Raw genomic sequence first — 24,338 nt, forward strand, 5'->3', positions numbered from 1 at the left:
AAAATACATTATAATAAAATATTATATCAATCAAAAAAGGAAAACATGTGAAAACAACACTTTTAAAACTAGATAAAAATCTTGCTAATAAAAAAATAATAAATTGTGGTGTTATAAAAAAAGATGAAATGTATTATGCAAGTTTTGAAGAAGATTCGATCTTATTTGACATCAATGGAAATATACTAAAAAAAAATCGCTGGCAAGATTTATCACTTAAATGATGATTTATATGGATTTTGTTGTACAAAAACAAAATATGGCTTTATAGATAAAAAAGGAAATTTAATCACAAAAGTAAAATATGATGGTATCAACAGCTTTCATGATGTCTTGGCCGGCGTTGAACTTAACGGAAAATGGAGTTTTATAGATAAACAAGGAAATTTAGTTATAGAAGCAAAGTATGATAATGCTTTGGGGTTTAAAGATGGCTTAGCTGAAGTTAAGCTTGGTGAAAAATGGGGTTTGATAAATAAAAATGAAGAAATTGTTATTGAGATTGAGTATGATGAGATACTAAAACTTGATACGAATTTATTTTTACTTAAAAAAGGCGAAGAATTAAAACTAAAAAACCTAAATATGATTTAAAATGTTTGCGAGCATTTGTTAAATATAGAAAAAAATATCAAAGTTCTTATGATACCTTTTCAAAATAAAGATTTTTATCATTATAAAATGCAAGGTAGTTTTATAAAAAAGTTTTACTAGTTTTAATCCTGATATAAAGCAAGCTTATAAAAATTTAAATTTAATCCATAACAAAAGCGAAGCTATGCAAAGTTTTGAAGCTATGCAAAATATGAGTGAAAATGAAAAAAGCTCTCCGCCAAGCCTTACTAGAATGCTGCAAATTTAACCATGATAAAAATTTTAAAAGCTTAATCCATAGCTTAAAGCTATGGATTAAAATTCGATTTTTAAAACCTCATACACATTTACCTCATTTGTATAAAAGACATCATAATAACATCCTGTGTATTTATTGTTTTTTAAAAACTGATTGATTATTTTTAGTTTTCTATCATCACTGAGCTTAAAACTTAAAATATGAATTTTAGCTTGCGGATTTAACACTATCTCTTCATCTATGGTTTTTACTTCACAATGATAATTTTCACTTTCTTTTAAAGCTTCTATTGTATTATGATTATTAAAAACTTCATGATGAACAAATTCTCTACATAAGTTTTTATGAAAATCATTCCATTTTTCTAGCAAAATATCAAGAGTTTTCATTGTTTTTTACTCCGTTTAATTTTTCATTTAATTCTTTGATTTTTTCTTTATTTTCTTCAATAAATTTTAGTATTGCTCCTGCTGTAGGATTTTTATCAAAAACTATATAATCAGATAAAGTGTATCCGTTAAATTCAGGTATTTTCTCTTGAATTTTTTCTCTATCTCCTTGTGATATATCACCTATAAGTCTGATTCCAAAATTTTTCCAATTTTTAGAATTTGTAGTATCAAACCAAGCAAAAGCAAAATATACATCATTATTACTTAAATTCTTTGGTTTGAGTATAAATTGAATATAGCTTGAGCCATTATCAATGCTAAAATCATTATCAAAAACTTTGCAAGTTTCTTCTAAAAACTTATTGATAATATAATCTCTTTCATACATTGATATTTTTGGCAATAATTTTGACTTATTATTAACTAAATCTTTAAACAATTGTTCAAAACCAACTTTACTTTCCTTTTGCAAAAAGCTTATTATATCACTACCATTGCCTATGACATTATTTATAGCATCTTTGTAAAATTCTATAGTTTGGTTTAAATTACAAAAATTTTTAACCTTTTCTTGAGATTTTTTTAACCAAGTTAAAATTTCTTTCTCATAAGAAATTTGTCTATATAGCACTTTATCGTTGCCTCTTTTTAAGAATAATTCATTTTCAACATTTTCTATATTCCAACCATTTAAACTATTCTCACTAGGATCTCTATCGCCATATGGAGTAAGATAAATCACTGCGATATCTTTCTTTTCTCCATTATTTAATGTATCTATATACCTAGCAATTTGCTCATTTTGATCTTTCGCCCAAATTTTATTTTCTAGTATAATGTGTTTAGTGCCATTATGTATATAAATATCTATATTTTTATATTCTTTTAAGACTTTTACATTATCACTTTCTCTAAACCAACCTTCTAATTTTATCTCTTTTAAAAATAAATCTAAAAATAATCTTCCTTGTTTATGATTTTCACTAGGATCAAGTAAAGATTTTAAAATTCCACTATGCAAATTCACCTCATCATGAGCGGGCAAAACCTTTAATAAAGGATTGTAGTTTGATTTGTTTTTTTCCTTAAATTCCTTAAATTGTTCTAAAAATTTTTCCATATTTATTTTCTTTCCATATATAAACTAATAATTTTTATTTTAGCGTAATTTTCATCATCGCAAAACCAAAATTTCATGCGTTCTCCAACTCTATTTTTCTCCAAAGTTTTTAAAATTTTAATAGCGTGTTTTGCTAAATCATTTTTAGGTAAAAATATCACAGCAAAATAACACATCAAATCATACTCTCTATCAACTATTTTCTCATCATAGCAAAAAAATCCTCCTTTATTTAAAATTTCACTTGCATACAATAAATCATCATCATCTAGTCTAAACACATCGCCATCTCCATAAATAGACATGTATTTATCATAAATTCTTATCATTTCATTAAGATTATTTCCTCGCATATTTTTCCTTTACTCTTTCAACTCTAACAACCTTAAAATTCTCCAGCCTATATCCTTGCTTATACATGCAATTTGTCTTTGAGAAAAAGGATTAAGGGTTATTTTTCCGTTGTATTCTAAGTAAAATTTATGTCCATTTTTACTAAGCTCGTAAATTCCATTGCCCAAATCATTTACATTTTCAAACTGCAAATCAAGCACAAATTCTCCATTTGTATTAATAAAACCCCATTGATTATCTATACAAACTTGTGCTAAACCTTCTTTAAAATCAAACGCCTCATCAAAATGCTCTTTTATAACAATATTTGCATTTTTATCCACATAAATAAAACCATCACTTGTTAAAACTAATGCCAAACCACAGCTAAAACAAGACATATACTCATACTCATGCTCACAAAGTATCTCACCATTTTGATTGATCAAAAAATATCTATTGTCTTTTTTTACACTTGCTATGCCTTCGCTAAAGCTATTTGCCTCATCGTATTTTGCTTCTATGATGGTTTTTCCCTTTGTATTGATAAAACCCCATTTTCCTCTTGCACAAAAGGCTGCTAAATTCTCACTAAAAAACCTAAGCTCATCATACATCACATCGATGATGATTTTGGCATTTTTATCTATAAAGCCGTATTTGTTAGCTATCTTTACGCAAGCTAATCCACCAACAAATTCTCCAACTTCATCAAATTTAGCTTCACAAATTACCATCCCATTTTGATCCATGAAACCAAATTTAGAATTTTCTAAAAACAAAACAAGCTCATCATCAATAATCTTCATAAAATCAAAACTATTCTTACTAAGCTCATTTTTGTTTTTATCTACCAAAGTATATTTAGTCCCTACCCTGACTTTGATCATATCTTTGGCTATAAATTTCACATCCTTATACATAGGATCAAAAATGCAATTTAAATTTACATCAAACAAACCATATAAAAACCCATCAAACACTAGCAAATACTCATCATTTATCAAGCTAATATCATCAAATTTAGCCTCTAAAACAAGCTTTGCAAATTCATTTAAAACTCCGCATTTAACCTTGCCATTGATCTTTTGCTTGCATAAAAATAATTTTTCATTTAGTCTTTTTATACTTAAAAACTCAAAATCACTTAAAAAATTTCCATTCTGATCAATCAATGCAAACACATCGCCTTTTTTGATCTTAAAAAGCTTATCACTAAGTCTTATAATGCCATCATATTCAGTCTTTAGAATGATATTTGCTTGAGTATCTATGATGATATTTTCATTTCCTTGTCGCAAAAGCGCATAATCATTTACAAAACTACAAACATCATCATATATAAGATCCACCACCACTTTAGCTTTAGTATCTATAAAACCCCATTTGTTATTTATCATAACACCTGCTAAATTTTGACTAAAATTTAAAACCTCATCATATAAAAAATCACAAATTAATTCTCCACTGCTATTTATAAAACTATACTTACCAGCTTTTTTTACCGCTGCAAAGCCATTTTGAAAATCTCTTACATGATCAAATTCATCATCGATAACAATCCTAACTTCTTTCATCACTTTCCTTTATAAAATAAAATTATATTAGAATTTTATAGACTAATAATGTCTATATTTTATGCTAGAATATCATTTTAAAAATATGGAGGAAAAAATGAAAAAGAAAAAAAATACCAAGTCAGGTTCCATTTAGTTTTGAAGATTCTCCCTTTGAAAGCAAAGAAGAATATATAGAATTTATCAAAAACATGCCTAAGATAGCTACTTTAGATAAGGCTTTGATAAAAAAATCAAGAGAGAAAAATTTAACAAATAAAGCCATTTCTTACATACAAAGAAAAACTAATCTAAGCTACAACAATGCTAAAATTTTAAAAGATATCTTATCAAAAGAGTATTTTCGTAAGATAAGAAGCAAAAATAAAGTCCTTGTTAAATTTATGAAAAGATAAAGCCTTAGGCTTTATCTTAACTGCTTTCAAACGATTTTTTTAATATTTCTAACATTTGTTCTTTGTGTGTTTGTGCATTACCAAAAGTCCATTTTGACTGATCTTTTTCGCTTAAAGCATAAATTAACCAAAGTTTTAAAGATATAACACTATCTTTATTTATATATTTTTGCAAATCTAAATATTTATCTTGTGTATCTTGGTTATTTAAAGATGAATTAAAACTAGAGCTAATAAGAGCTAAATTTCCAAAATTATCTATTTTATCTTTGTCATTTTTCCATTCTTGTGCTTTACTTTGTGCTTGCACATGTTCTATGGAATTTAAATTTCTAAAATAGAAACTGCTAGCAACATAGTCAAATGTTTTATTATCTAATTTTATTTCTTTTAATTTTACATTATTTTCTAAAGAATATTCCATTTTTGAATACTTCCATAAATAATACTCCAAACGATAAAACCAATAATGCGGAGTCGCTGTTCCTTGATCTAAGTTTGGAATTTTTACTTCGTTAGTATTAGTAAAAATACATTCATCACTATTGCTTAAATTAGAAAGAACTTCATTTGAAATTTCCAATAAATCTTTTTTCTTTCCATTTATTTCTACTTCTTTTGCTTGCTCTTTAGCTAAAGCTGTATCTAAATTTTCAAGGAATTTAATCAATTCTTTTTTAATATTTTCGTTTGGATTTAATTTATTTAAAAAGTCTTTAAAATTTGTAGTAATATTACAATCATCTATTTTTATTTGAAATTCTTCTTGTTTATTACTATCTTTTACTTCATTACATGAAATTTCTAATTCAATTTTATCATCCAAAAATTTCAAAAACGGAGTAAGCCAGTGATGATGATTATTAGACATACCACTTCTTGCTACGCGTAGATAATTTTGCACCATAGCAAGTTCAGGTATAACATTAGAATCTTCGCTGATTGAATATGTGTTATTTTTTGTATTTTTAGTTAATCTTCTAATCTTATAAGAATTTTCCTCATCATCTTGACCTTTAATAACAAAATAATCAAATAAAATTCTATATATTAAAAGATTTTCCATGAATGTTTTGGTGCTTTCTTTTTCTTCTATTTTTATAATCTCTAAAAGCTTATTTTTGTCTATGGTAAAATTTTTATCATTATTTTCATTTTGCTTTTCTTCTAAAAAAGTAAGCTTATAAACATGCAATAAAAAAGTAGGAAAATCTACTATAGATTTAAATTTTTCCCGCTCTTCTTCATCTTGATTTGGTTTATCAAATGATTCTTTTATAATAGTATCTATAGTATCTTTATTGCTTTCATCTAATTCAGAAATCTTTCTATCGCTAGCTTTTTGAAAGATATAATTATCCATTTGTGAGCAAATATCCCATATATGAGCATAAAGGGTTTTTTCATCTTTATTAGTAATTAGAGTTTTTCCATCTTTATTAGTAATTTTAGAAAGCAATCTTGCTTTTAAAATTTCATGTTTTTCTAGTTGTTTGCCGCGCTTATTCATACGGATAAAAAAGCGATTTAAGTCAGTATTTTGGGCTAATTCTACAAAAACAAATTTTACATTGTTATAAATAAAATCAGAAAATTCTTTGATATTTTCTTTGATATTTTCTTTGATATTTTCTTTGATATTTTCTTTGATATTTTCTTTGATATTTTCTTTGATATTTTCTTTGATATTTTCTTTGATATTTTCTTTGATATTTTCTTCAAACCAATTTACTATAATTTCTAAAGCTTGTGGTATGTTTTGACATATATCTTGTGGAAATTTTTTAATTTCTTGTAAAAAAATATCATTTTTTCTCTCATTATTTTGATTATCTTTACAAAATTTAGCAAATTCTTTTAGAACTTTTTCTTCTTTTTCTCTTATAGGCATAGAAATTCTAAGTTTATCACTTTGCATTATAAATTCTTTCCACTTTGGCTGATCGCTTGGATTTTTATAAGAAAGATAAAATCCTATCAAAAACAAAGTTGTTAAGCGTTGTTGGCCATCTATGAGCAAGTATTTATCATCTTTTTGGCTTACCACCACATTGCCGATAAAGTATTCTTTATTCTTATTTTCATCAATTTTAGTTTTTATATCATTAAGTAAGGTTTGTATTTGCTCTTTATTCCACTCATATAGTCTTTGATAAGGTGGAATTTCAAAAAAAATTTCTTCTACTCCACTAATATTTTTAATATTTGCTTTATTATTCATTACTTATTCCTTTCCTTGTTTTTATATTGCACATAATGCAATGGAATATTTTTTTCAAGATTTTTATTTTTATAGTAATTTTCAATAATCTTCAAGTAGTATTTTCTTTTTGCTTTTTCAAGCATATTTTCATTTTTTTTATAAAATTCTTTTTCTAAAATCATTTTTTCTTGAATAAAATCAAGTAAATTTTGCTCTAATTCCCCTTCAAAAGATACAAAATACACTTTTTCTAAAAATTCCAAAGCATAATTTTTTTGAATGTCTCTAGTGATATTTATATTATAAAATCTTGGACTAAAAGTAGCTCTTGCAAGCAAGGCTAAGAAATAATCACTATTGCCATTTGGAAATTTAGAAAAATAAATCATCGCAGCAATTGCATAAACAGATCTGCAATATAAAAAAGTATCTATATTTAGACTTTCATAAATTTCACTTTGTTTTATAACTTTATTAAAACACTTATTATATTTATATAAATACTTAAAAAAATCATCCCCATTAGCAAAACTACTTAAAATTCCTAAGTCTTCCTTGCTATAAAGGAATTTATCACTAGAAAATTCTTTACAAAACTCTTCATATATTTGTTCTGTTTTAATTTTATCTACTCTAATGTTTTTATGTTTTAACCATGCTCTAGCAGGTGCTAAAAGCTCGTCAAATAAAATAGTGATTTTTCTTTCATCTTTTGCAATATTTTCAAAAAACATGGCATAATTTTTTTGTCTTTTCTTTAAAGAATGCAAATGAAAAGCCTTTATAAGATCGTATGATTTTAAGCCTTTTCCTTTTGAATTTGCACTATCAAAAAACAAAAATGCTTCATCTACGCTTGGTGCTAAAACACAGATAAATTCTATATTCTCTAAAAGAAAATCTAAAAACTCGCATTTTTTATCACTATAACTTTCAAAATAAGCTTTTATATACTCGTAATTTTCTTTGATATGGTATTTTGACTCATTATGAGAGTATTCAACATTATTTAAAAAATTACATTTACATAAAACTCTTAAAATCAAAGCCAAAGTAGTAAGGCGTTGTTGGCCATCTACTATATTAAATTCATTATCTTTCTGTTGTTGGCCATCTACTATTTCTGTATTTCCCTTATGCAATATCAAACTTCCTAAAAGATATTTTTGGTTTTTATCTATTTGTTCGCTTATATCTTTTAAAAGAATTTTAACTTGCTCTATACCCCAAGCATAAGGGCGTTGATAATAAGGTATGTTTAAAGAAAAAGCTTTATCAAAAATATTACTACCATTAATTATATCTCCACACACCAACTCTTTCAAACTCACAACGCAAGATTTTACCTCGTTTTCTTTTTCACTCATTTATAGCCTTTCTAAATTTTAAGCTTATTATATCAAGCTATCTATCATTTCCAAAGCTTCCAAAGCTTTCATCTTAAGCCCTATGCCATTTCTAAAAAACTTTGGAAAATCACACTCATTTGGATTGATCCTTAAAAGTGTTCCAGCTTTGCTTTTTTTACAAAAATCCTCACTAAACATACGCATACTAGACACAGCTTTACCAGCTCCAAGCTCTATAAACAAGATGTTTTTATCCTCTAAGGGTTTAAGCCAGTTTTTATAACTTTGCTTTTGTAAAAAATAACGGCTATCATTAAAACTACCATCATTAAACATCAAGATATTTAGCCTTGCTAAACCTTGACATCTAGGGCATTTTGGCAAAGATAAGGCTTTGAAATTTTCCATATCTATATCTAATTCCTCTTGCATTTGCCAGATCAAATCACCGCATGCATAATTAAAACATTGCAAGTAATTTATATTTCCATGAAATTCATAAATTTTATTCTCATCAAAACCAGCCTTTTTAAAATGTCCATCTACATTAGTCGTAACGACATAATAATCTTGTTTGCTTTTTGCAAGTTTTAAAAGTATTTCATAACCTTTATGTAGCTTAGTATCTTTGTATAATTTAAATCTATGTCCATAAAAAGCCCAAGCAAGCTGTGCGTTTGTATAAAAATTTGTAGGATTAGCCATGCGTTCAAAGTCTATACCTAGTTTTTGCAAATGCGGATAAGCTCTCCAAAAACCTTCTTTTCCTCTAAAATCAGGCAAACAACTATCTACTCCCATGCCAGCTCCAGCTGTGATGATGATTACCTCTGCTTTGTCTAAAGCTTCTTTTATATAAGTTTGCATTTGCATTTTTTACCTTTAAAAATTTTCATAATCAAATTTCCTAGCCTCATGTAGCTCTTTGGCTACTTCAAGGCTCATTTCCCAAAAAACTGCATTCATGGATTTTGGCATGCAATTTTCATCTTCGTATTTTTTGCTTATAGCCTTATAAACCTCATCATTTTCCTCACAATCAACAGCAAGACTGCCCAAATAAGGATACAACAAACGCCCCACCGGAGCCATATCAAATACCATAGTTAGTTTTGTTTTTGGAAAATTTTCTTTCATAAAAGCTAAAAATTCATCTCTAGCTTTGTAATCTGTCTTGTCTTTATCAAACAAATCACTATATTTTGTTTTATTGACATGAAAATCATTATTTGGAGTGTTAAAGCACATCCAAAAAGATTTTTTACCTTTTTGGATGGTATAATCTTGAATAGTCTCAAGTGCTAAAGCCATTTTTTATCCTTTTTATATTGTATTGATATAATTATACTATATAAAATGGACTTTTAGTGTCTATATTTTAACCTTTACATTTTTGAGCTATCACATCCATAGCTTCTTGCGAGAGAACAAAATTTGTATGATAAAGCAAGCAGCTACCCATATCAAGTACTTTTAACACAAGCTTTTTATTATTAGCATCTTTCGGATTATGTCTTGTATTAGCTAGATCATAAATTTCATACACCATATCTTTACTAAGCTTATTAATGTCAAGTTCTATGATATTTTCTTCAAATTTCATAGGATCTTGTGTAAAATCTTCTTTGTTTTCTTTTTTTACAAAGCTTTTTTTCTTACTAAAAGATTTTAGCTCATTTTCTTTTGCTTCTTCTAGTGTATAAATTTCATTTAAACTAAAGCTTAAGTCATTGTCATTGTTTTTATATCTTAGTAAAAAGGCAAAGGCTTCATCTTTGCTTTCTTTAAAAAGTGTTTCAACTTTTTCTACTTGAGTTTCAAAAATAATCATATCAAAAGAAGAATAAAAGTCTAAAACCACAGCCTTAGCATATCTTTTACCACTTTTACTCATCATTGATTTAAAATCTTCAATCTTTCCTACAACCAAAAGCTCACCTTCGCCTTTGAGTGTTTCAAAATCCATACTTTTAAAATATTCTATACCTTCTATTTGACTTGCAAATTTATCTAAAGGATGGCCTGATACATAAATTCCTAAAATTTCTTTTTCATAGCCTAGTTTTTCCATTAGTTCAAATTCTATCTTGCTATCATGAAGCCCTACTTTGATATCTGCAGCTATTTCTTCTTCTCCAAAAAGAGAAGCAGTAGAATTTCTTTTAACTTCAGCAATTTTTCTACTTGTTTCTGAAATAAGCTCAAGATTATCTACCAAGCATTTTCTAGTATAACCAAACTCATCAAAAGCACCTGATTTAGCTAAATTTTCTATAGTTTTTTTATTAATCTTAGTAGGATCAATAGAGCTTATAAAATCATCAAAATCACTAAAGCCCTCTTCCTTGCGAATAGTCATGATATTTTCTATCGCAGGAATTCCCACACTCTTAATCGCTCCAAGCCCATAAATAATAGCTTCAGAACCATCTTCAAGCTTAGTTGCACTAAATTCTCTTTGAGCTTTATTGATATTTGGCGGCAAAAGCTTGATATTCATTCTTTTCATCTCTTCAATGTATTTTGCGACCTTATCCACATTGCTTTCTTCACTTGTTAAAAGCGCAGCCATAAATTCACTTGGATAATAAGTTTTTAAATACGCTGTTTGAAAGGTTATAAGTGCATAGGCAGCCGAGTGAGATTTATTAAAACCATATTCAGCAAATTTCAAAATAAGCTCAAACAAATCATCAGCCTTTTTCTCATCATAGCCTTGTTTTTTAGCGCCTTCTAAATACTCTGCTTTAAGATTGTCCAAAATTTCTCTTTTTTTCTTACCCATAGCACGGCGTACATTATCAGCTCCACCCAAAGAAAAACCACCAATTTTTTGTACTATTTGCATAACCTGCTCTTGATAAACTATAACCCCATAAGTGTTTTCAAGTATAGGCTTTAAATCTTCAAATGCATAAGTAGCAGCCTTTCTACCATGTTTGATATCGATAAAATCATCCACCATCCCACTATCAAGTGGCCCTGGTCTATATAAAGCTAAAACCGCGATTAAATCTTCAAATCTTTCAGGCTTTAACCTAGCATTCAAACTTTGCATACCGCCTGATTCTATTTGGAAAATACCCAAGGTATTACCACTTTGTATGGTTTTATAAACCTTAGGATCATTCATATCAATCTTTTCCCAAATTACATCTTTACCATAACGCTTTTTCACTAGCTTAATCGCATTATCAATTACTGTAAGGGTTTTTAAACCCAAAAAGTCAAATTTAATTAAATCCACATCTTCAAGATATTCTTTAGAATACTGGGTTACCAAATGGCGCTCATCGTTTTTGCTTTGTCTAAAAAGCGGAGCTTTATTCCACAAAGCTTCATTAGATATCACAACTCCGGCCGCGTGCATACCTGCATTTCTATTTAAACCCTCTAGCGCTTTAGCAAAATCCCAAACTTGACGCCCTTTTGGATGAGAATTTACAAATTCAGCTATTTTTGGTTCTTGCTCATAGGCTTTTTCTAAAGTAATTTTTAGCTCTTCAGGAACTAATTTTGCCAAAGCATCCGCATCAGGTATGCTCATATCACAAACCCTAGCCACATCACGGATTACTCCCTTTGCTAAAAGCTTACCAAAGGTAATGACTTGTGCAACCTTTTCAGCTCCGTATTTATCGATCACATAATCAATCACTTCCCCTCTTCTATCTTGACAAAAATCCACATCAATATCGGGCATTGATACACGCTCAGGATTTAAAAATCTTTCAAAAAGAAGATTGTAAGGTATAGGATCTAAATCTGTAATTTTCAAACAATACGAAACTAGACTCCCCGCAGCACTCCCACGCCCTGGGCCAACTGGTATATCTTTTTCCTTAGCTGCGGCGATAAAATCATGAACGATTAACATATAACCTGAAAATTTCATATTTTTAATAATACTAATTTCTAAATCAAGCCTATCTTTATACTCTTGGTGCTTACTCTCATCGATAAATTGAAGTCTTTCTTCTAAGCCTTTTTTACAAAGATACTCAAAAACTATATCATCATTATCAAAGCTAAATTCTTGATCTTCTTGTGCTAGATTTAAACTATATTTTTTTGCATATTCACGGGTAAATTTAAAATTTGGTGGGGTTGGATCGCCTAGTTTTAATTCTAAATTGCATTTATTAGCTATTTCTTGAGTATTTTCAATGGCTTCAGGAATATCAGCAAAAAGCTCGCTCATTTGCTCTGGCGTTTTTACATAAAACTCATGCACCTCATGTCTTAAACGCCCTGGATCATCAAGCTTAACCCCCATAGCAATACACATAAATACTTCATGAGCAGCCGCTCTTTCTTTAAAAGTGTAATGCGTATCATTAGTTGCAATAATTTTTATATCAAGCTCTTTAGCAAGTTTGATGATAGAATCATCAATAAATTTTTGATCATCAATACCATGACGCATAATTTCAAGGTAAAAATCATCTCCAAAAACCTTTTTATACCATAAAGCTGCTTCTTTTGCACCCTCATAACCCTTTGCGCCAAATTTTATATTTCTTTCATTCTTGGTATTTAAATGCCAATTAATCTCACCTTGCAAACACGCAGAAGAGCAAATCAAACCATCACTATGAGCCTCTAAAAGCTTTTTATTAATCCTTGGGTAATAATACAAGCCATGTATATAACTTTGCGAGCTCAAATACATCAAATTTTTATAACCAATTTCATTTTTGGCAAATAAACAAAGATGAAAACGCTGTCTTGAGCTTTTATCACTTAAATCATCGTGATTATGTAAATATGCTTCAAGCCCTATAATAGGCTTAATTCCTTCAGCTCTCATTGTTTTATAAAAATCAATAGCACCAAACATATTTCCATGATCAGTCATAGCAACACTTGTTGCACCTTGTGCTTTTAGCGTTTTAGCTAGCTCTTTGAGTTTATTTGCTCCATCAAGTAAAGAATATTCTGTATGTAAATGTAAATGTGTAAATTGGCTCATATTTTTCCTTGTATTTTTTTATTATTATAAAAAAAAACCTTAAATTTAAAACTTACAAGCATAAAAAATGTATAATAGCTTACTTTCAAAAAAGGAGTAAAAAATGGAAGTAAAAATTTATTATTGTAATCTTTGAAATTACAAACCACAAGCTGCAAGGGTTGCAGAAGAAATACAAAATGAATTCAAAGATGCGCAAATTTCTACCATAGAAAAAGGTGGTGGTCATTTTATAGTAGAAGTAGATGGTAAAATCATTTACTCTAAAAAAGACTTGTTTAATTGTGAAGTAGATAGATTTCCTCATGAGGGTGAAATTACCAAGCTTATGAAACAAATATAAGCTAAACCCTCATTAGCGAGGGTTTATTTTGTTAAAGGAATAAGCATTCCATCATAAAGTTTTTGATAAATTTCTTCTGAGCATAAATGTTTAGCAAGCTCTAAACCAAATAAAATAGCCGTAGCAGGCCCAGCTGCTGTGATGATATTTTCATTTACTACAACTGCTTTATTTACTCTTATACCTTCAATACCCGCTTCACAACCAGGATAGCAAGAAAACTCCCCGTTAATCACCCCTGCTTTTGCCAATACCATAGGTGAAGCACAAATAGCAGCTACGATTTTTTTCTTAGCATGTAAATCTTGTATGATTTTTATGATAAGAGAATTGTTTTTTAAATTCATCATACCTTCAAATCCACCTGCCAAAGCGATTGCATCTAAATTTTCTTGATCAACACTAGCCAAACTCACATCAGCCCTTATGCTAATTCCATTAGCTCCTTGCACTAAAAGCTCATCATCTAGTGAAGCAATAATAACTTCTAAATTTCCACTAGCCTCCCCTGCTCTTTTTAAAACATCAGCTATACCTATAAATTCAGCCTCTTCAAAACCTTTTGCCAAAGGCACTAAAACTTTTTTCATTTTTCTCCTTTTAGTCGATAAATCTTTTATTTAATTCATGAAAATATTCTATGCGTCTATCGCGTAAAAATGGCCACCATCTACGCACATTTTCACATCTTTGCATATCAATTTCAACGATTTTACAAAGCTCTTGTTTATCATCAGCCCTAAAAAGCTCTTCACCTTGAGCCCCAAAAACAAAAGAATTCCCCCAAAATCTTATACCTTCTTCCACACCGCTTTCATCTTTTTCAAAACCCACTCTATTAATAGCTACTACAGGTAAGCCATTAGCTATAGCATGACCTCTTTGCACACCTATCCAAGCTTCAAGCTGTCTTTGTTTTTCTTCTTTTTCATCCTTATCAAACCAACCTATAGCAGTAGGATAAATCAAAATTTGAGCTCCCTTTAAAGCCATTAACCTAGCAGCTTCAGGATACCATTGATCCCAGCATATTAAAACTCCAAGCTTTCCAACACTTGTTTGTATAGGCTCAAAACCCAAATCACCTGGAGTAAAATAAAATTTTTCATAAAAACAAGGATCATCAGGAATATGCATTTTGCGATATTTGCCTGCTATGGAGCCATCTTTTTCAAATACCACACTAGTATTATGATAAAGCCCTGCACTTCTTTTTTCAAATAAAGAAGTTACCAAAACAACTTTATTTTCCCTAGCTACATTAGACCAAAATTTAACATCCTCTTCATAGTCATTTGCCAAATCAAAAAAGTTTGTATTTTCACTTTGACAAAAATACTGCGTTTGATGAAGCTCTTGCAAACACACAAGCTCAGCCTTTTCTTTTGCTGCTTGTTTAATAAGTTCGCATGTTTTTTCTATAGTTTTTTCTTTATTTTGTTTAAATTCTTGCTGAATGAGTGCTAATTTCATTTTTACTCCTTTCTTCTTCTGAATCATCATAAGGATCTAAATGTATATGGATATTCCAAAAATCATCTTTAAAATGTTCTCTTATGCTATCTTCAATCTCATCACCAACCTCATGAGCTTTTAAAAGTGATATTGTAGGTTCAAAAACTAAATGCACACTAACATAAAGCATATCAGGACTTTTTCTAGTTTTTAAATGATGAAAACTTTTGACTTCTTTATTTGCACTTATGATTTGTTTAATCACTTCAACTTGTTCTTTATCAATAGCTACATCTAATAAAATTTTAGAACTTTCCTTAATGATTTTAAAAGCTGAAAAAATCGTATATAAACTTATAGCTATGCCAAATAATCCATCAATAAAATGATAATTTGTAAAAGCTATAATCACAAGTGCTAAAAGCGTTAAAGCATTAGTCAAGAAATCTATTTTATAGTGTAAGCTATCAGCTTTTATAATCAAGCTTTTTGTTTTTTTAGCAACATAATTTAAAAAAACCACCAAACACAAAGTCACAGCCATAGCAAAAGCCATGACAAAAATTCCAAGATCAAGTTTTTCTACACTTTCTTGATTGTGAATTTTCAAAACACTCTCATAAAAAATATAAACCCCAATCCCACTAATAACAAGACCTTCAAAAAGCCCCATTAAAGCTTCAATTTTACTAAGGCCAAAATTATATTCCTTGCTAGAGCCTTGAGAGCTTTTTTTCAAAGCTAAAAAATTTAAACCCGAAATCACACAATCAAGCAAAGAATCAATCGCGCTAGAAAGTACTGCAACAGAACCTGAAGCTAATCCTACTGCAAATTTTATAATAGCTAAAAAAATAGCACATACACTTGCAATGATAGTTGCGCTTTTTTGTAAATTCATCTTTGACCTTCATAGCGGTTTTGACAAGAGCAATGCAAAGAACCATTTTGTCTTAAAAACACCCTTGCATCAACCCCTACTACTTTTCTATCTTTGCATGCTTTTTGTAAATTTTCTAATACCAAAGCATCATTTTCATCATTATAAGTTGGCACTATCAAACCACCATTAACAAAAACAAAATTTGCATAAGTAGCACCAAGTCTTTTACCTTCAAAATATAAAGGCTTAGGTAAAGGAAGCTCTAATAAATCAAATCCTGTTTTTTTAAGTTCCTCTTCCATAGCCTTTAAAGGTTTATAATGCTCATCATTTTCATCTTTACACACACAATAAGCAATGGTTTTTTCATTTATAAATCTTGCTAGAGTATCTATATGATGATCAGTATCATCGCCTTTTATATAACCATGATTTAACCATATAATTTGTTTTAAGCCAAAAATTTCTTTTAACTTAGCTTCAATTTGCTCTTTATTAAAATGTGAATTTCTATTTTCATTTAACAAACAAGCACTCGTTGTAAGCATTACTCCTTGCCCGTTAAAATCAATACTCCCACCTTCTAAAATAAGATCAATTTTTTCTAATTTTCCAGATAATTTTTGTGCAAAAAGTTTTGAATTTACCGCATTATCTAAAGAACTTTGAAATTTATCGCCCCAAGCATTAAAAGTAAAATCAAGCCCTATAATTTTATCATCTTCACGCACATCAATTGCACCAAAATCTCTAATCCAAGTATCATTAGTATCACACTTAAAAAAATCTACATTTTTTATATGTTTAAATCTTTGAAAATCTTTTTCACTTGGAGCAATAAGTAAAACTTTTTGAAAATTTGCCACAGCTTTAATAAATTCCTCATAGCTTTGCATAATTTCTTCTAAATAAGGACTCCAATCGCTATTTTTATGGGGTAATGAAAGTAAAAGTAGCTCTTGTTTTTGCCATTCTGCTATGCTTTTTCTCATTGATAATTTCCTTTGATAAAATGTATAAAAAGGTAACATTAATTACATATTCTAAAAAATATTAATAATATCATTTTTATCTTTAAAAACGGCATAGTAGTATTTAAAGATACTTTTACATTAAAAACATTTAATATTTTTTTTAAATTTCAAGTTATAAGATGAAAATAAGACAAGTTTAAGGAGGTAAAATGAAAAAAATTGTATATTCTGTCTTATCTTTATCTTTTTTAATGAGTTCTGCTTTTGCCATTGATCAAGCAAAACTTCAAGCAAAAAAGCAAACAGGTATCCATTTACAAAGTGCACAATGGAAAGTCCCAAATACTATAGAAAATGGTATTATCATTGAAGATAAACTTCCAAATTCACCTTATACTCAAGCAGTCATTTTGGGTAATAAAATTTTAAATTACACCACAAACTATATAGGACCTCAAGCAAAAAATCCTAAAAATCGTTATGCAGGTAATAATCTTTCTTGCTCAAGCTGTCATGCTAATGCTGGAACTATAAAAAATCAATCAGGTTTTGTAGGAATTTATGCACGCTTTCCACAATATAATGCAAGAGCGGATAAAATAATCACTCTAGAAGATAGAATTAATGGCTGTATGGAAAGATCCATGAATGGCAAAAGGCTTCCAAACAACTCTCCTCAAATGAAAGCCATACTTGCTTATATGCATTATATTTCTCAAGGTATAGAAGTAGGAGCAAAAACACAAGGACAAGGATTACCTAAAATATCCTTTTTAAAAAGAGCAGCAGATCCTAAAAAAGGTAAAGAAATTTATCAAAATAAGTGCGTAGCCTGCCATGGAGAAAATGGAAAGGGGGTAAAAAGTAATGATCCTAGTATGAGTTATTACATATATCCTGCTTTATGGGGAAATGATAGTTACAACACAGGTGCTGGCATGTATAGACTTATCAAAGCTGCAAGTTATATCAAAGCAAATATGCCAAAAGATGATGCAACCTTAACTCTAGAACAAGCTTATGATGTGGCAGCTTATATTAATTCTCAACCAAGACCTATTAAAAAGAATAGAAATAAAGACTTTCCAGATCGTGATGTAAAACCTGCAGATATGGATGTAAAACCTTATGCTAAACATGATAAATTTAGTATAGAGCAACATCGTTATGGTCCTTTTGAACCTTTATATATTAATACAAAATAATTTTTAAGAATAGCTAATTCTAGCTATTCTTTTTTTAAAACCCAAGCAAAATACCATATCGCAAAAGATAAAAGCAAAATCATAAAAAGCTTTTTATCATACACTCCAAAACCAATATAAAGCACAGAATACATAAAACCAAAACTTCCTGCATAAATGCAAATTCTACTCATTAAACCATTTTCTACTGCTCTAAAACATGGACATTTGTGAAAAAATTTCTTTTTTGTTTCTTTGGGTTTAAAAAAACTCAAAATCGCACTTAAAATCAGTAAAAAACTTAAAAAATATAAAACCTTATCCATTAATGAAAATACCTTAACCAAGCAGGAATTGCACTTTGCTCTTCTCTTAAAGAACTTTCTTCTCCATGCCCTGGAAAAAGCTTAAAATCTTTTTCATAAGCTAAAACTTTAAGCAAACTCTCTTTCATTTTAGTTGCATCTGAGTAAGGAAAATCCCACCTACCAATACTACGATAAAATAAAAAATCCCCACTAAAAAGCACATCTTCGCCCACAAGTTCTATCATACAACACCCTGGAGTATGCCCTGGGAAATGATGAAATTTAAACTTAAACTCATCTATACTAAATTCATTTTCATTTTCTATCAATACATCAGCACTTGAATGCTCAAAACCATAATTAAAAGGATCTTTTAGCATAAAAGCATCATCTTTATGGATAAAAATTGGAATTTCATAAGCCATTTTAACTTTAGCATTATCATAAACATGATCATAATGACCATGGGTATTTAAAATAGCTAAAGGTTTGCTTGTATTTTCTTTGATAAACTTATAAGCATTTTCTCCTGGATCGATGATAATTTGCTTGTTATTATGATCTATAATATAACAATTTGTTTCATACATTCCACATGGTTGTTTCAAAATACGCATATAAACTTCCTTTTAACTAAATCAAATATAATTTTAAAAAATTAATATTTAAAGATTTTTTATGAATTATACAAAATTACAAGAATTATTGATCAATTTTATAAAAGAACAAGCAAGAGATAAAAATCTCATCTTAGGTTTAAGCGGTGGAATAGATTCAGCTTTAGTAGCTCATCTTTGCAAAAAAGCAGTAGGTGAAAAACTTTTTGTGCTTTTAATGCCTACAAAACATTCTAAAAAAGAAAATTTAGATGATGCGTTAATGCTATGTGATCATTTGCAAATTCATCACAAGATCATTTATATTGATGAAGTACTTTGTGCTTATGAAAAAATTTGTCAAGACTTAAACCCTTTACGCTTTGGAAATTTAGCTGCAAGAGTGCGTATGAGCTTGCTTTATGATTATTCAGCCTTGCATAATGCTTTAGTGGTAGGCACTTCTAATAAAAGTGAACTTATGCTTGGTTATGGAACTATTTATGGGGATTTAGCTTGTGCTTTTAATCCTTTAGCTACACTTTATAAAAGTGAAGTTTTCGAGCTTGCTAAATTTATAGGTGTACATGAAAATTTCATACAAAAAGCCCCTAGTGCTGATCTTTGGCCAAATCAAAGCGATGAAAAAGATCTTGGCTATAAATATGAAGTTTTAGATGAAGTTTTAAAAGCTTTAGAAAATAATCAAAGTTTGGAAAATTTTGATGAAAATTTAAAAAATTTAGTCTTAGAGCGTATGCAAAATAATGCCTTTAAAAGAAAACTTCCAACAACATTAAAGAATACATATGACTTGGCTTGATCGGTATTTTTTTAAACCTAATTTTTTGCAAAAAATTCTAGCCTTTTTGCTTTTACCTTTTAGCTTTTTATATATGATTATAGCTATTTTAAATACTAAATTTAAAAAAGAACTTGATTTTAATTTACCCATTATAAGCATAGGCAATCTAACCCTAGGAGGCAATGGAAAAACTCCCATTTGTAAAGCCATAGCTGCTGAATTTGAAAATTGTTTTATCATCTTAAGAGGCTATAAAAGACAAAGTAAAGGCTTAATCATCGTTAAACACAAAGATAAAATTTTATGCAGCATTAAAGAAAGTGGCGATGAAGCTATGGAGTATGCACTTACAAAGCATATTAGCGGAGTGATAGTAAGTGAAGATAGAGTTAAAGGCATACAAAAAGCTATCGAACTTGGAGCAAAAATCATACTTTTAGACGATGCTTTTTCTAAATTTCATATTAAAAAACTTAATATTTTATTACAAAGCAAAGATGAGCCTTTTTTTGATTTTACCCTACCTAGTGGGGCTTATCGTTTGCCAAAATCTTTTACTAAAAGGGCTGATTTTATAGCTAAAGAAAATGAAGATTTTGTGCGTTATTCTCATGTAAAAGAAAATCAAAAAGCTATTTTAATAAGCTCTATTGCAAAGCCTTTTAGATTATATGAACATTTTATCAAAGCTAGGGCTTGTTATTTTTTTGCTGATCATTACACTTTTCAAAAAGAAGAATTAGAAAAACTTTTAAAAAAACACAATTGTGATACCTTAATGCTAACCTTTAAAGACTATGTCAAGGTAAAAGATTTTGGCTTTAAAACAGAATTAATTCATCTTGATATTATTTTAAAAGACAGCTTTAAGCAAATTTTACAAGATTATATTGATAAATTTAACAATAAGGAAAAAAATGTTACTACACTCAACCCAAGATAAAAATCACCAAGTAAGCTTTTCAAAGGCCTTACTTAGCCCTAGTGCACCTAATAATGCTTTATATGCACCACTTAATCTACCAAAGCTTGATAATGAAGCTTTAAAAAATTTAAACTACAAAGAATTAGCCTTAAAAATCATCGCAGCTTTTGATTTTGATTTAGAGCCTGAAGTTTTTGAAAAAGCTTTGAAAACTTATGAGAGTTTTGATGATAAAACCTGCCCTATTAATTTAAGAAAAATTAATGATAAGCTTTATATTAATGAATTATTTCATGGGCCAACAAGAGCTTTTAAAGACATGGCATTGCAGCCTTTTGGCGTGCTTTTAGAATACTTAAAAAAAGATGATGATTTTTTAATCATGTGTGCTACAAGTGGCGATACAGGACCTGCTACGCTAAAAAGCTTTGAAAATAAAAAAGGCATAAAAGTAGTTTGCATTTACCCAAATGAAGGCACAAGTAAAACTCAAGCTTTACAAATGACACATTCAAATGCAAGCAATTTAAAATCCATAGCCATTGAAGGTAATTTTGATGATGCGCAAAATGCTCTAAAAACACTTTTAAATGATGAAGATTTTAAAAATACTTTAAAAGAAGAAAAGTTAAGTCTAAGTGCTGCAAATTCAGTTAATTTTGGAAGAATACTCTTTCAAATCATCTATCATTACTATGCTAGTTTGAAAATTGATAAAATAATAGATATCATCATTCCAAGTGGAAATTTTGGCGATGCTTTGGGAGCTTATTATGCTAAAAAAATGGGAGCAAATATAGGTAAAATTAAAATTGCTTCCAATTCAAACAATATCTTAAGTGAGTTTTTTAATACAGGTAAATACGATTTAAGAAACAAAAACTTACAAAAGACTATTTCCCCTGCTATGGATATACTTATATCATCAAATATAGAAAGATTACTTTTTGATAAATTTAAAGATGAACGCACCAAAGAGTTAATGCAAGCTTTAAAGAATGAAAAATATTATGAGCTTAGCCAAAAAGAACTAGAGCTTTTACAAGAAGACTTTGAAGCTGATTTTTGCAATGATGATGAGTGTATGCAATATATCAAACAATACAGCCACTTAGGACTTTTAGATCCTCACACTTGCACTTGCTTTAAAATGCTTGATTCTAACACCACGACACTCATCACTTCCACAGCACAATGGAGTAAATTTACCCCAAGTATGTATCAAGCAATTTATAACAAAGAATGTCAAGATGAACAAGCTTGTATGCAAGAACTTGCAAAAGAATTTAAGCAAGAAATTCATCCAAATATTGCAAGCTTATTTACAAGCACTCAAAAACAAAATCAAGTTTGCAAACTCAAAAATCTAAAACAAACTATTATAGAATGGATAAAACAATGATAATCATACCAGCAAGATTAAAATCAAGTCGTTTTGAAAATAAAATTTTATGTGAGATTGGTAATTTACCTATGTTTATTTATACAGCTAAAAAAATGCAAGAAGTTGATGAAGTGTATGTGGCACTTGATGATGAAGAGGTTTTAAAAATAGCACAAAAACACAATATAAAAGCAGTTTTAACAAGCAAAAATCATGAAAGTGGCACTGATAGGATCAACGAAGCTTGTCAAATTTTAAAACTAAATGAAAATGAGCTAATTATTAATGTCCAAGCTGATGAGCCTTTTATAGAAACACAAAATATTAAAGATTTTAAAGAATTTAGCCAAAAAGCTTTTGAAGATGAGCTTTGTTTTATGAGTAGTTGCTACAAAGAAGTAGATGCGAAAGCTTGTGATGATCCAAATTTGGTTAAAGTAGTTACTGATAGTAATGATTATGCTTTATATTTTTCAAGATCTAAAATTCCTTATGAAAGGGCAAATTATAAACAAAATTTTAAAGCCCATCTTGGAATTTATGCATATAGGGTTAAAAATTTACAAGAATTTTGTACTTTAAAAAACTCAGCTTTAGAAGAATGTGAAAAATTAGAACAATTAAGAGCCTTAGAAAATGGCAAAAAAATCAAAATGTTAAAAATACAAAGTCAAAGCATAGGTATAGATACAAAAGAAGATTATGAGAGGGCTTTGGCTAAATTTGGAGTTAAAAAATGAAAAAAATATTTTTTTTACTAAGCTTGTTTTTTACACTTCATGCAAAAGAATTAATCGTAGGCATGGAGTTAGCCTACCCTCCTTTTGAAATGAGTGATACTAAAGGTAATCCAAGTGGTATTAGTGTAGAGTTTTTACAAGCCTTTGCTAAGGAAAAAAACTATGATTTAAAAATTCAAAACATAGCTTGGGATGGACTCATACCTGCTTTAAGAACTCAAAAAATAGATCTAATCATGTCTTCTATGAGTATAAGCGAGCAAAGAAAAAAAGTAATAGATTTTACCTTGCCTTATGCTAAGGCAAATTTAGCGATATTAAGCGCTAAAAAATTAAATATTAATTCCATAGAAGATTTAAATCAAAAAGGAAAAATCCTTGCCTTAAAAAGAGGATCAAGTGCGCATTTATATGCTCAAAAAAATCTTAAAAATGCAAAAATATTAGTATTCGATAAAGAAAATGCAGCTATTTTAGAAGTCATTCAAGCAAAAGCTGATGCTTTTATTTATGATCAAATGAGTATTTATAAAGCATGGAAAAAACATCCTGAGCAAACAAAAGCTATTTTTACCCCTTTTGAAAAAACACCTGAGCAATGGGCTATAGCTTTAAATAAAAACAATACCAAATTAAAAGAAGAGCTCAATGAGTTTATTTTAAAATCTAAAGAAAATGGTCTTTTTGATAAGCTAAGTCAAAAATATCTCAAAGATATGCAAGAAGTTTTCAAAGAACAAAAGCTTGAGTTTTTCTTTTAAGAAAAACTCTTTTCAAGCTTTCTTGAAAACATAGAAATAGGTAAAGTTAAAACCAAATAACAAAGCGCTAAGGGAATATAAATTTCTAAAGTAGAAAAGGTAAAAGCATTAATTTCTTGAGCATTTTGAGTTAATTCTGAAATAGCTATAACGCTTAAAAGAGAGCTATCTTTAATCAAATTACTAAGTTGTCCACTTAGTGGTGCTAAGATATTTTTTAAAGCTTGAGGAAAAATCACACTTTTATAAATTTCAAACTCACTCAAACCCAAAGCCTTAGCACTTTCATATTGCATTTTATCAACACTTAAAATCCCTGCTCTAAATATTTCACAAATATAAGCACTAGCAAATAAAGCTAAAATCAAAATTCCACAAACATAACGATTATCAAGCCCCAAATTATCTGCAAAAATATAATAAATCAATAAAATTTGCACTAGCAAAGGTGTGCCTCTAATAAGCTCTATAAAAACTCTTGCAAACATATTAAAAAGTACGATTTTACAAAGACTCATATAACACAAAATCAAAGCAAAAATCACACCTACAATCAAAGACAAAACACTAATAAAAAAACTCGTAAAAAAACCTTGTATCATTTTGTTTTTATACTCATAAATTGCCATAAAATCAAAATTATAACTAGCACTTAAAAAAGATAAATAAAAAAATAAAAACAATAAAAATGCTAGCAAAAAGGCATTAACTGCAAACACCTTTGGACTGATTTTTTTATGCTCATTAAATTTATTACGCACTATAAAAAGATGATTCAATTCTAGC

General features: G+C 28.9%; 26 protein-coding genes. 10 read left to right on the plus strand and 16 right to left on the minus strand.

From position 1 onward, the window contains the following. Positions 1-47 precede the first annotated feature (47 nt). Both L8X33_RS01460 and L8X33_RS01465 read left to right on the plus strand, forming a co-directional pair. Positions 48-224 (plus strand): hypothetical protein, encoded by a 177-nt coding sequence (locus L8X33_RS01460; RefSeq protein ID WP_263669769.1) that lies wholly within the window; start codon positions 48-50, stop codon positions 222-224. A 43-nt stretch (positions 225-267) separates the two neighbouring features. Beyond that, entirely contained in the window at positions 268-594 is a 327-nt protein-coding gene (locus tag L8X33_RS01465; RefSeq protein ID WP_263669859.1) for a WG repeat-containing protein, read from the plus strand. A 315-nt stretch (positions 595-909) separates the two neighbouring features. Here the strand turns inward: L8X33_RS01465 and L8X33_RS01470 are convergent, their stop codons facing one another. From L8X33_RS01470 to L8X33_RS01485, 4 genes are read right to left on the minus strand one after another with little or no spacing between them, the layout of a single operon-like run. Further along, positions 910-1,242, minus strand: coding sequence for a hypothetical protein (locus L8X33_RS01470; RefSeq protein WP_263669770.1), 333 nt, complete (start codon positions 1,240-1,242; stop codon positions 910-912). After that, complete coding sequence (locus L8X33_RS01475; protein WP_263666207.1) at positions 1,229-2,365, minus strand: PD-(D/E)XK nuclease family protein; 1,137 nt, start codon at positions 2,363-2,365, stop codon at positions 1,229-1,231. The genes L8X33_RS01470 and L8X33_RS01475 overlap by 14 nt, the downstream gene beginning before the upstream one ends. Positions 2,366-2,367: 2 nt before the next feature. Beyond that, a complete protein-coding gene (locus L8X33_RS01480) occupies positions 2,368-2,718 on the minus strand; it encodes a hypothetical protein (RefSeq protein WP_012661594.1) in 351 nt (116 codons plus the stop codon). Positions 2,719-2,727: 9 nt separating this feature from the next. Continuing rightward, on the minus strand, positions 2,728-4,275 hold the full coding sequence (locus L8X33_RS01485; RefSeq protein ID WP_263669771.1) for a WG repeat-containing protein: 1,548 nt from the start codon (positions 4,273-4,275) through the stop codon (positions 2,728-2,730). Positions 4,276-4,466: 191 nt separating this feature from the next. Between L8X33_RS01485 and L8X33_RS01490 the strand changes: the two genes are divergently transcribed. After that, the gene (locus L8X33_RS01490; RefSeq protein ID WP_041570284.1) at positions 4,467-4,670 is read left to right on the plus strand and encodes a hypothetical protein; all 204 of its coding nucleotides are present in this window, start codon (positions 4,467-4,469) and stop codon (positions 4,668-4,670) included. Positions 4,671-4,686: 16 nt separating this feature from the next. Here L8X33_RS01490 and L8X33_RS01495 read toward each other — a convergent pair whose 3' ends face one another. From L8X33_RS01495 to dnaE, 5 genes are all read right to left on the minus strand, one after another. Then, positions 4,687-6,891 (minus strand): DUF262 domain-containing protein, encoded by a 2,205-nt coding sequence (locus tag L8X33_RS01495; protein ID WP_263669772.1) that lies wholly within the window; start codon positions 6,889-6,891, stop codon positions 4,687-4,689. Next, positions 6,891-8,240 (minus strand): DUF262 domain-containing protein, encoded by a 1,350-nt coding sequence (locus tag L8X33_RS01500; RefSeq protein ID WP_263666204.1) that lies wholly within the window; start codon positions 8,238-8,240, stop codon positions 6,891-6,893. The genes L8X33_RS01495 and L8X33_RS01500 overlap by 1 nt, the downstream gene beginning before the upstream one ends. A gap of 27 nt (positions 8,241-8,267) precedes the next feature. Further along, positions 8,268-9,095 (minus strand): SIR2 family NAD-dependent protein deacylase, encoded by an 828-nt coding sequence (locus L8X33_RS01505; RefSeq protein ID WP_263669773.1) that lies wholly within the window; start codon positions 9,093-9,095, stop codon positions 8,268-8,270. Between the two features lie 9 nt (positions 9,096-9,104). Then, complete coding sequence (locus L8X33_RS01510; protein WP_263666202.1) at positions 9,105-9,533, minus strand: hypothetical protein; 429 nt, start codon at positions 9,531-9,533, stop codon at positions 9,105-9,107. A 67-nt stretch (positions 9,534-9,600) separates the two neighbouring features. Further along, a complete protein-coding gene (dnaE, locus tag L8X33_RS01515) occupies positions 9,601-13,194 on the minus strand; it encodes a DNA polymerase III subunit alpha (protein ID WP_263669774.1) in 3,594 nt (1,197 codons plus the stop codon). Between the two features lie 103 nt (positions 13,195-13,297). On the opposite strand from dnaE, the gene L8X33_RS01520 reads away from it, so the two are divergent. Then, positions 13,298-13,537, plus strand: a complete 240-nt coding sequence (locus L8X33_RS01520) for a SelT/SelW/SelH family (seleno)protein (protein ID WP_257906301.1) — start codon at positions 13,298-13,300, stop codon at positions 13,535-13,537. A gap of 23 nt (positions 13,538-13,560) precedes the next feature. Here L8X33_RS01520 and L8X33_RS01525 read toward each other — a convergent pair whose 3' ends face one another. Genes L8X33_RS01525 through L8X33_RS01540 form a run of 4 tightly spaced genes read right to left on the minus strand, consistent with a single transcriptional unit; the run spans position 13,561 to position 16,867 of the window. Then, positions 13,561-14,127 (minus strand): DJ-1 family glyoxalase III, encoded by a 567-nt coding sequence (locus tag L8X33_RS01525; protein ID WP_012661602.1) that lies wholly within the window; start codon positions 14,125-14,127, stop codon positions 13,561-13,563. Positions 14,128-14,137: 10 nt separating this feature from the next. Then, positions 14,138-15,010: an N-carbamoylputrescine amidohydrolase gene (locus L8X33_RS01530; protein ID WP_087699946.1), complete on the minus strand. Its 873-nt coding sequence runs from the start codon at positions 15,008-15,010 to the stop codon at positions 14,138-14,140. After that, complete coding sequence (locus L8X33_RS01535) at positions 14,979-15,893, minus strand: cation diffusion facilitator family transporter (protein ID WP_263669775.1); 915 nt, start codon at positions 15,891-15,893, stop codon at positions 14,979-14,981. The genes L8X33_RS01530 and L8X33_RS01535 overlap by 32 nt, the downstream gene beginning before the upstream one ends. Beyond that, positions 15,890-16,867: an agmatine deiminase family protein gene (locus L8X33_RS01540; protein WP_263669776.1), complete on the minus strand. Its 978-nt coding sequence runs from the start codon at positions 16,865-16,867 to the stop codon at positions 15,890-15,892. Before L8X33_RS01540 ends, L8X33_RS01535 begins: the two co-directional genes overlap by 4 nt. Before the next feature lie 191 nt (positions 16,868-17,058). On the opposite strand from L8X33_RS01540, the gene L8X33_RS01545 reads away from it, so the two are divergent. After that, positions 17,059-18,054 carry a c-type cytochrome gene (locus L8X33_RS01545; protein WP_263666198.1) on the plus strand — a complete coding sequence of 332 codons (996 nt, stop codon included), beginning with the start codon at positions 17,059-17,061 and terminating at the stop codon, positions 18,052-18,054. A 23-nt stretch (positions 18,055-18,077) separates the two neighbouring features. On the opposite strand, the gene L8X33_RS01550 is transcribed toward L8X33_RS01545, so the two are convergent. Together L8X33_RS01550 and L8X33_RS01555 are read right to left on the minus strand one after the other, a co-directional pair. Then, complete coding sequence (locus tag L8X33_RS01550) at positions 18,078-18,359, minus strand: hypothetical protein (protein WP_133318838.1); 282 nt, start codon at positions 18,357-18,359, stop codon at positions 18,078-18,080. Next, positions 18,359-18,958, minus strand: a complete 600-nt coding sequence (locus L8X33_RS01555; RefSeq protein WP_263660924.1) for an MBL fold metallo-hydrolase — start codon at positions 18,956-18,958, stop codon at positions 18,359-18,361. The genes L8X33_RS01550 and L8X33_RS01555 overlap by 1 nt, the downstream gene beginning before the upstream one ends. A 61-nt stretch (positions 18,959-19,019) precedes the next feature. On the opposite strand from L8X33_RS01555, the gene L8X33_RS01560 reads away from it, so the two are divergent. The 5 genes from L8X33_RS01560 to L8X33_RS01580 are packed head-to-tail and all read left to right on the plus strand — an operon-like array spanning position 19,020 to position 23,552. Further along, positions 19,020-19,760, plus strand: a complete 741-nt coding sequence (locus tag L8X33_RS01560; RefSeq protein ID WP_263664442.1) for an NAD+ synthase — start codon at positions 19,020-19,022, stop codon at positions 19,758-19,760. Beyond that, positions 19,747-20,685, plus strand: a complete 939-nt coding sequence (locus L8X33_RS01565; RefSeq protein ID WP_263664441.1) for a tetraacyldisaccharide 4'-kinase — start codon at positions 19,747-19,749, stop codon at positions 20,683-20,685. Before L8X33_RS01560 ends, L8X33_RS01565 begins: the two co-directional genes overlap by 14 nt. Beyond that, the gene (thrC, locus tag L8X33_RS01570) at positions 20,660-22,069 is read left to right on the plus strand and encodes a threonine synthase (RefSeq protein WP_263669777.1); all 1,410 of its coding nucleotides are present in this window, start codon (positions 20,660-20,662) and stop codon (positions 22,067-22,069) included. Before L8X33_RS01565 ends, thrC begins: the two co-directional genes overlap by 26 nt. Continuing rightward, positions 22,066-22,791 (plus strand): 3-deoxy-manno-octulosonate cytidylyltransferase, encoded by a 726-nt coding sequence (gene kdsB / locus L8X33_RS01575; protein WP_263669778.1) that lies wholly within the window; start codon positions 22,066-22,068, stop codon positions 22,789-22,791. The genes thrC and kdsB overlap by 4 nt, the downstream gene beginning before the upstream one ends. Next, on the plus strand, positions 22,788-23,552 hold the full coding sequence (locus L8X33_RS01580; RefSeq protein ID WP_263669779.1) for a transporter substrate-binding domain-containing protein: 765 nt from the start codon (positions 22,788-22,790) through the stop codon (positions 23,550-23,552). Before kdsB ends, L8X33_RS01580 begins: the two co-directional genes overlap by 4 nt. Here the strand turns inward: L8X33_RS01580 and L8X33_RS01585 are convergent. Beyond that, positions 23,549-24,331 carry an amino acid ABC transporter permease gene (locus L8X33_RS01585; protein WP_263669780.1) on the minus strand — a complete coding sequence of 261 codons (783 nt, stop codon included), beginning with the start codon at positions 24,329-24,331 and terminating at the stop codon, positions 23,549-23,551. The genes L8X33_RS01580 and L8X33_RS01585 overlap by 4 nt on opposite strands. Positions 24,332-24,338 lie beyond the last annotated feature (7 nt).

Source organism: Campylobacter sp. CNRCH_2014_2849, assembly GCF_025772845.1.
GTDB classification, from domain to species: Bacteria; Campylobacterota; Campylobacteria; order Campylobacterales; family Campylobacteraceae; genus Campylobacter_D; species Campylobacter_D lari_D.

Bases quoted from the DNA above. Each gene is read 5' to 3' on its own strand.
- L8X33_RS01525 (WP_012661602.1), bottom strand. From the start codon at position 14,127: ATGAAAAAAGTTTTAGTGCCTTTGGCAAAAGGTTTTGAAGAGGCTGAA.
- L8X33_RS01535 (WP_263669775.1), bottom strand. From the start codon at position 15,893: ATGAATTTACAAAAAAGCGCAACTATCATTGCAAGTGTATGTGCTATT.
- dnaE (WP_263669774.1), bottom strand. From the start codon at position 13,194: ATGAGCCAATTTACACATTTACATTTACATACAGAATATTCTTTACTT.
- thrC (WP_263669777.1), top strand. From the start codon at position 20,660: ATGTTACTACACTCAACCCAAGATAAAAATCACCAAGTAAGCTTTTCA.
- L8X33_RS01555 (WP_263660924.1), bottom strand. From the start codon at position 18,958: ATGCGTATTTTGAAACAACCATGTGGAATGTATGAAACAAATTGTTAT.
- L8X33_RS01565 (WP_263664441.1), top strand. From the start codon at position 19,747: ATGACTTGGCTTGATCGGTATTTTTTTAAACCTAATTTTTTGCAAAAA.
- L8X33_RS01485 (WP_263669771.1), bottom strand. From the start codon at position 4,275: ATGAAAGAAGTTAGGATTGTTATCGATGATGAATTTGATCATGTAAGA.
- L8X33_RS01475 (WP_263666207.1), bottom strand. From the start codon at position 2,365: ATGGAAAAATTTTTAGAACAATTTAAGGAATTTAAGGAAAAAAACAAA.
- L8X33_RS01480 (WP_012661594.1), bottom strand. From the start codon at position 2,718: ATGCGAGGAAATAATCTTAATGAAATGATAAGAATTTATGATAAATAC.
- L8X33_RS01505 (WP_263669773.1), bottom strand. From the start codon at position 9,095: ATGCAAATGCAAACTTATATAAAAGAAGCTTTAGACAAAGCAGAGGTA.
- L8X33_RS01530 (WP_087699946.1), bottom strand. From the start codon at position 15,010: ATGAAATTAGCACTCATTCAGCAAGAATTTAAACAAAATAAAGAAAAA.
- L8X33_RS01490 (WP_041570284.1), top strand. From the start codon at position 4,467: ATGCCTAAGATAGCTACTTTAGATAAGGCTTTGATAAAAAAATCAAGA.
- L8X33_RS01500 (WP_263666204.1), bottom strand. From the start codon at position 8,240: ATGAGTGAAAAAGAAAACGAGGTAAAATCTTGCGTTGTGAGTTTGAAA.
- L8X33_RS01495 (WP_263669772.1), bottom strand. From the start codon at position 6,891: ATGAATAATAAAGCAAATATTAAAAATATTAGTGGAGTAGAAGAAATT.
- L8X33_RS01545 (WP_263666198.1), top strand. From the start codon at position 17,059: ATGAAAAAAATTGTATATTCTGTCTTATCTTTATCTTTTTTAATGAGT.
- L8X33_RS01580 (WP_263669779.1), top strand. From the start codon at position 22,788: ATGAAAAAAATATTTTTTTTACTAAGCTTGTTTTTTACACTTCATGCA.
- L8X33_RS01510 (WP_263666202.1), bottom strand. From the start codon at position 9,533: ATGGCTTTAGCACTTGAGACTATTCAAGATTATACCATCCAAAAAGGT.
- L8X33_RS01540 (WP_263669776.1), bottom strand. From the start codon at position 16,867: ATGAGAAAAAGCATAGCAGAATGGCAAAAACAAGAGCTACTTTTACTT.
- L8X33_RS01560 (WP_263664442.1), top strand. From the start codon at position 19,020: ATGAATTATACAAAATTACAAGAATTATTGATCAATTTTATAAAAGAA.
- L8X33_RS01550 (WP_133318838.1), bottom strand. From the start codon at position 18,359: ATGGATAAGGTTTTATATTTTTTAAGTTTTTTACTGATTTTAAGTGCG.
- kdsB (WP_263669778.1), top strand. From the start codon at position 22,066: ATGATAATCATACCAGCAAGATTAAAATCAAGTCGTTTTGAAAATAAA.
- L8X33_RS01470 (WP_263669770.1), bottom strand. From the start codon at position 1,242: ATGAAAACTCTTGATATTTTGCTAGAAAAATGGAATGATTTTCATAAA.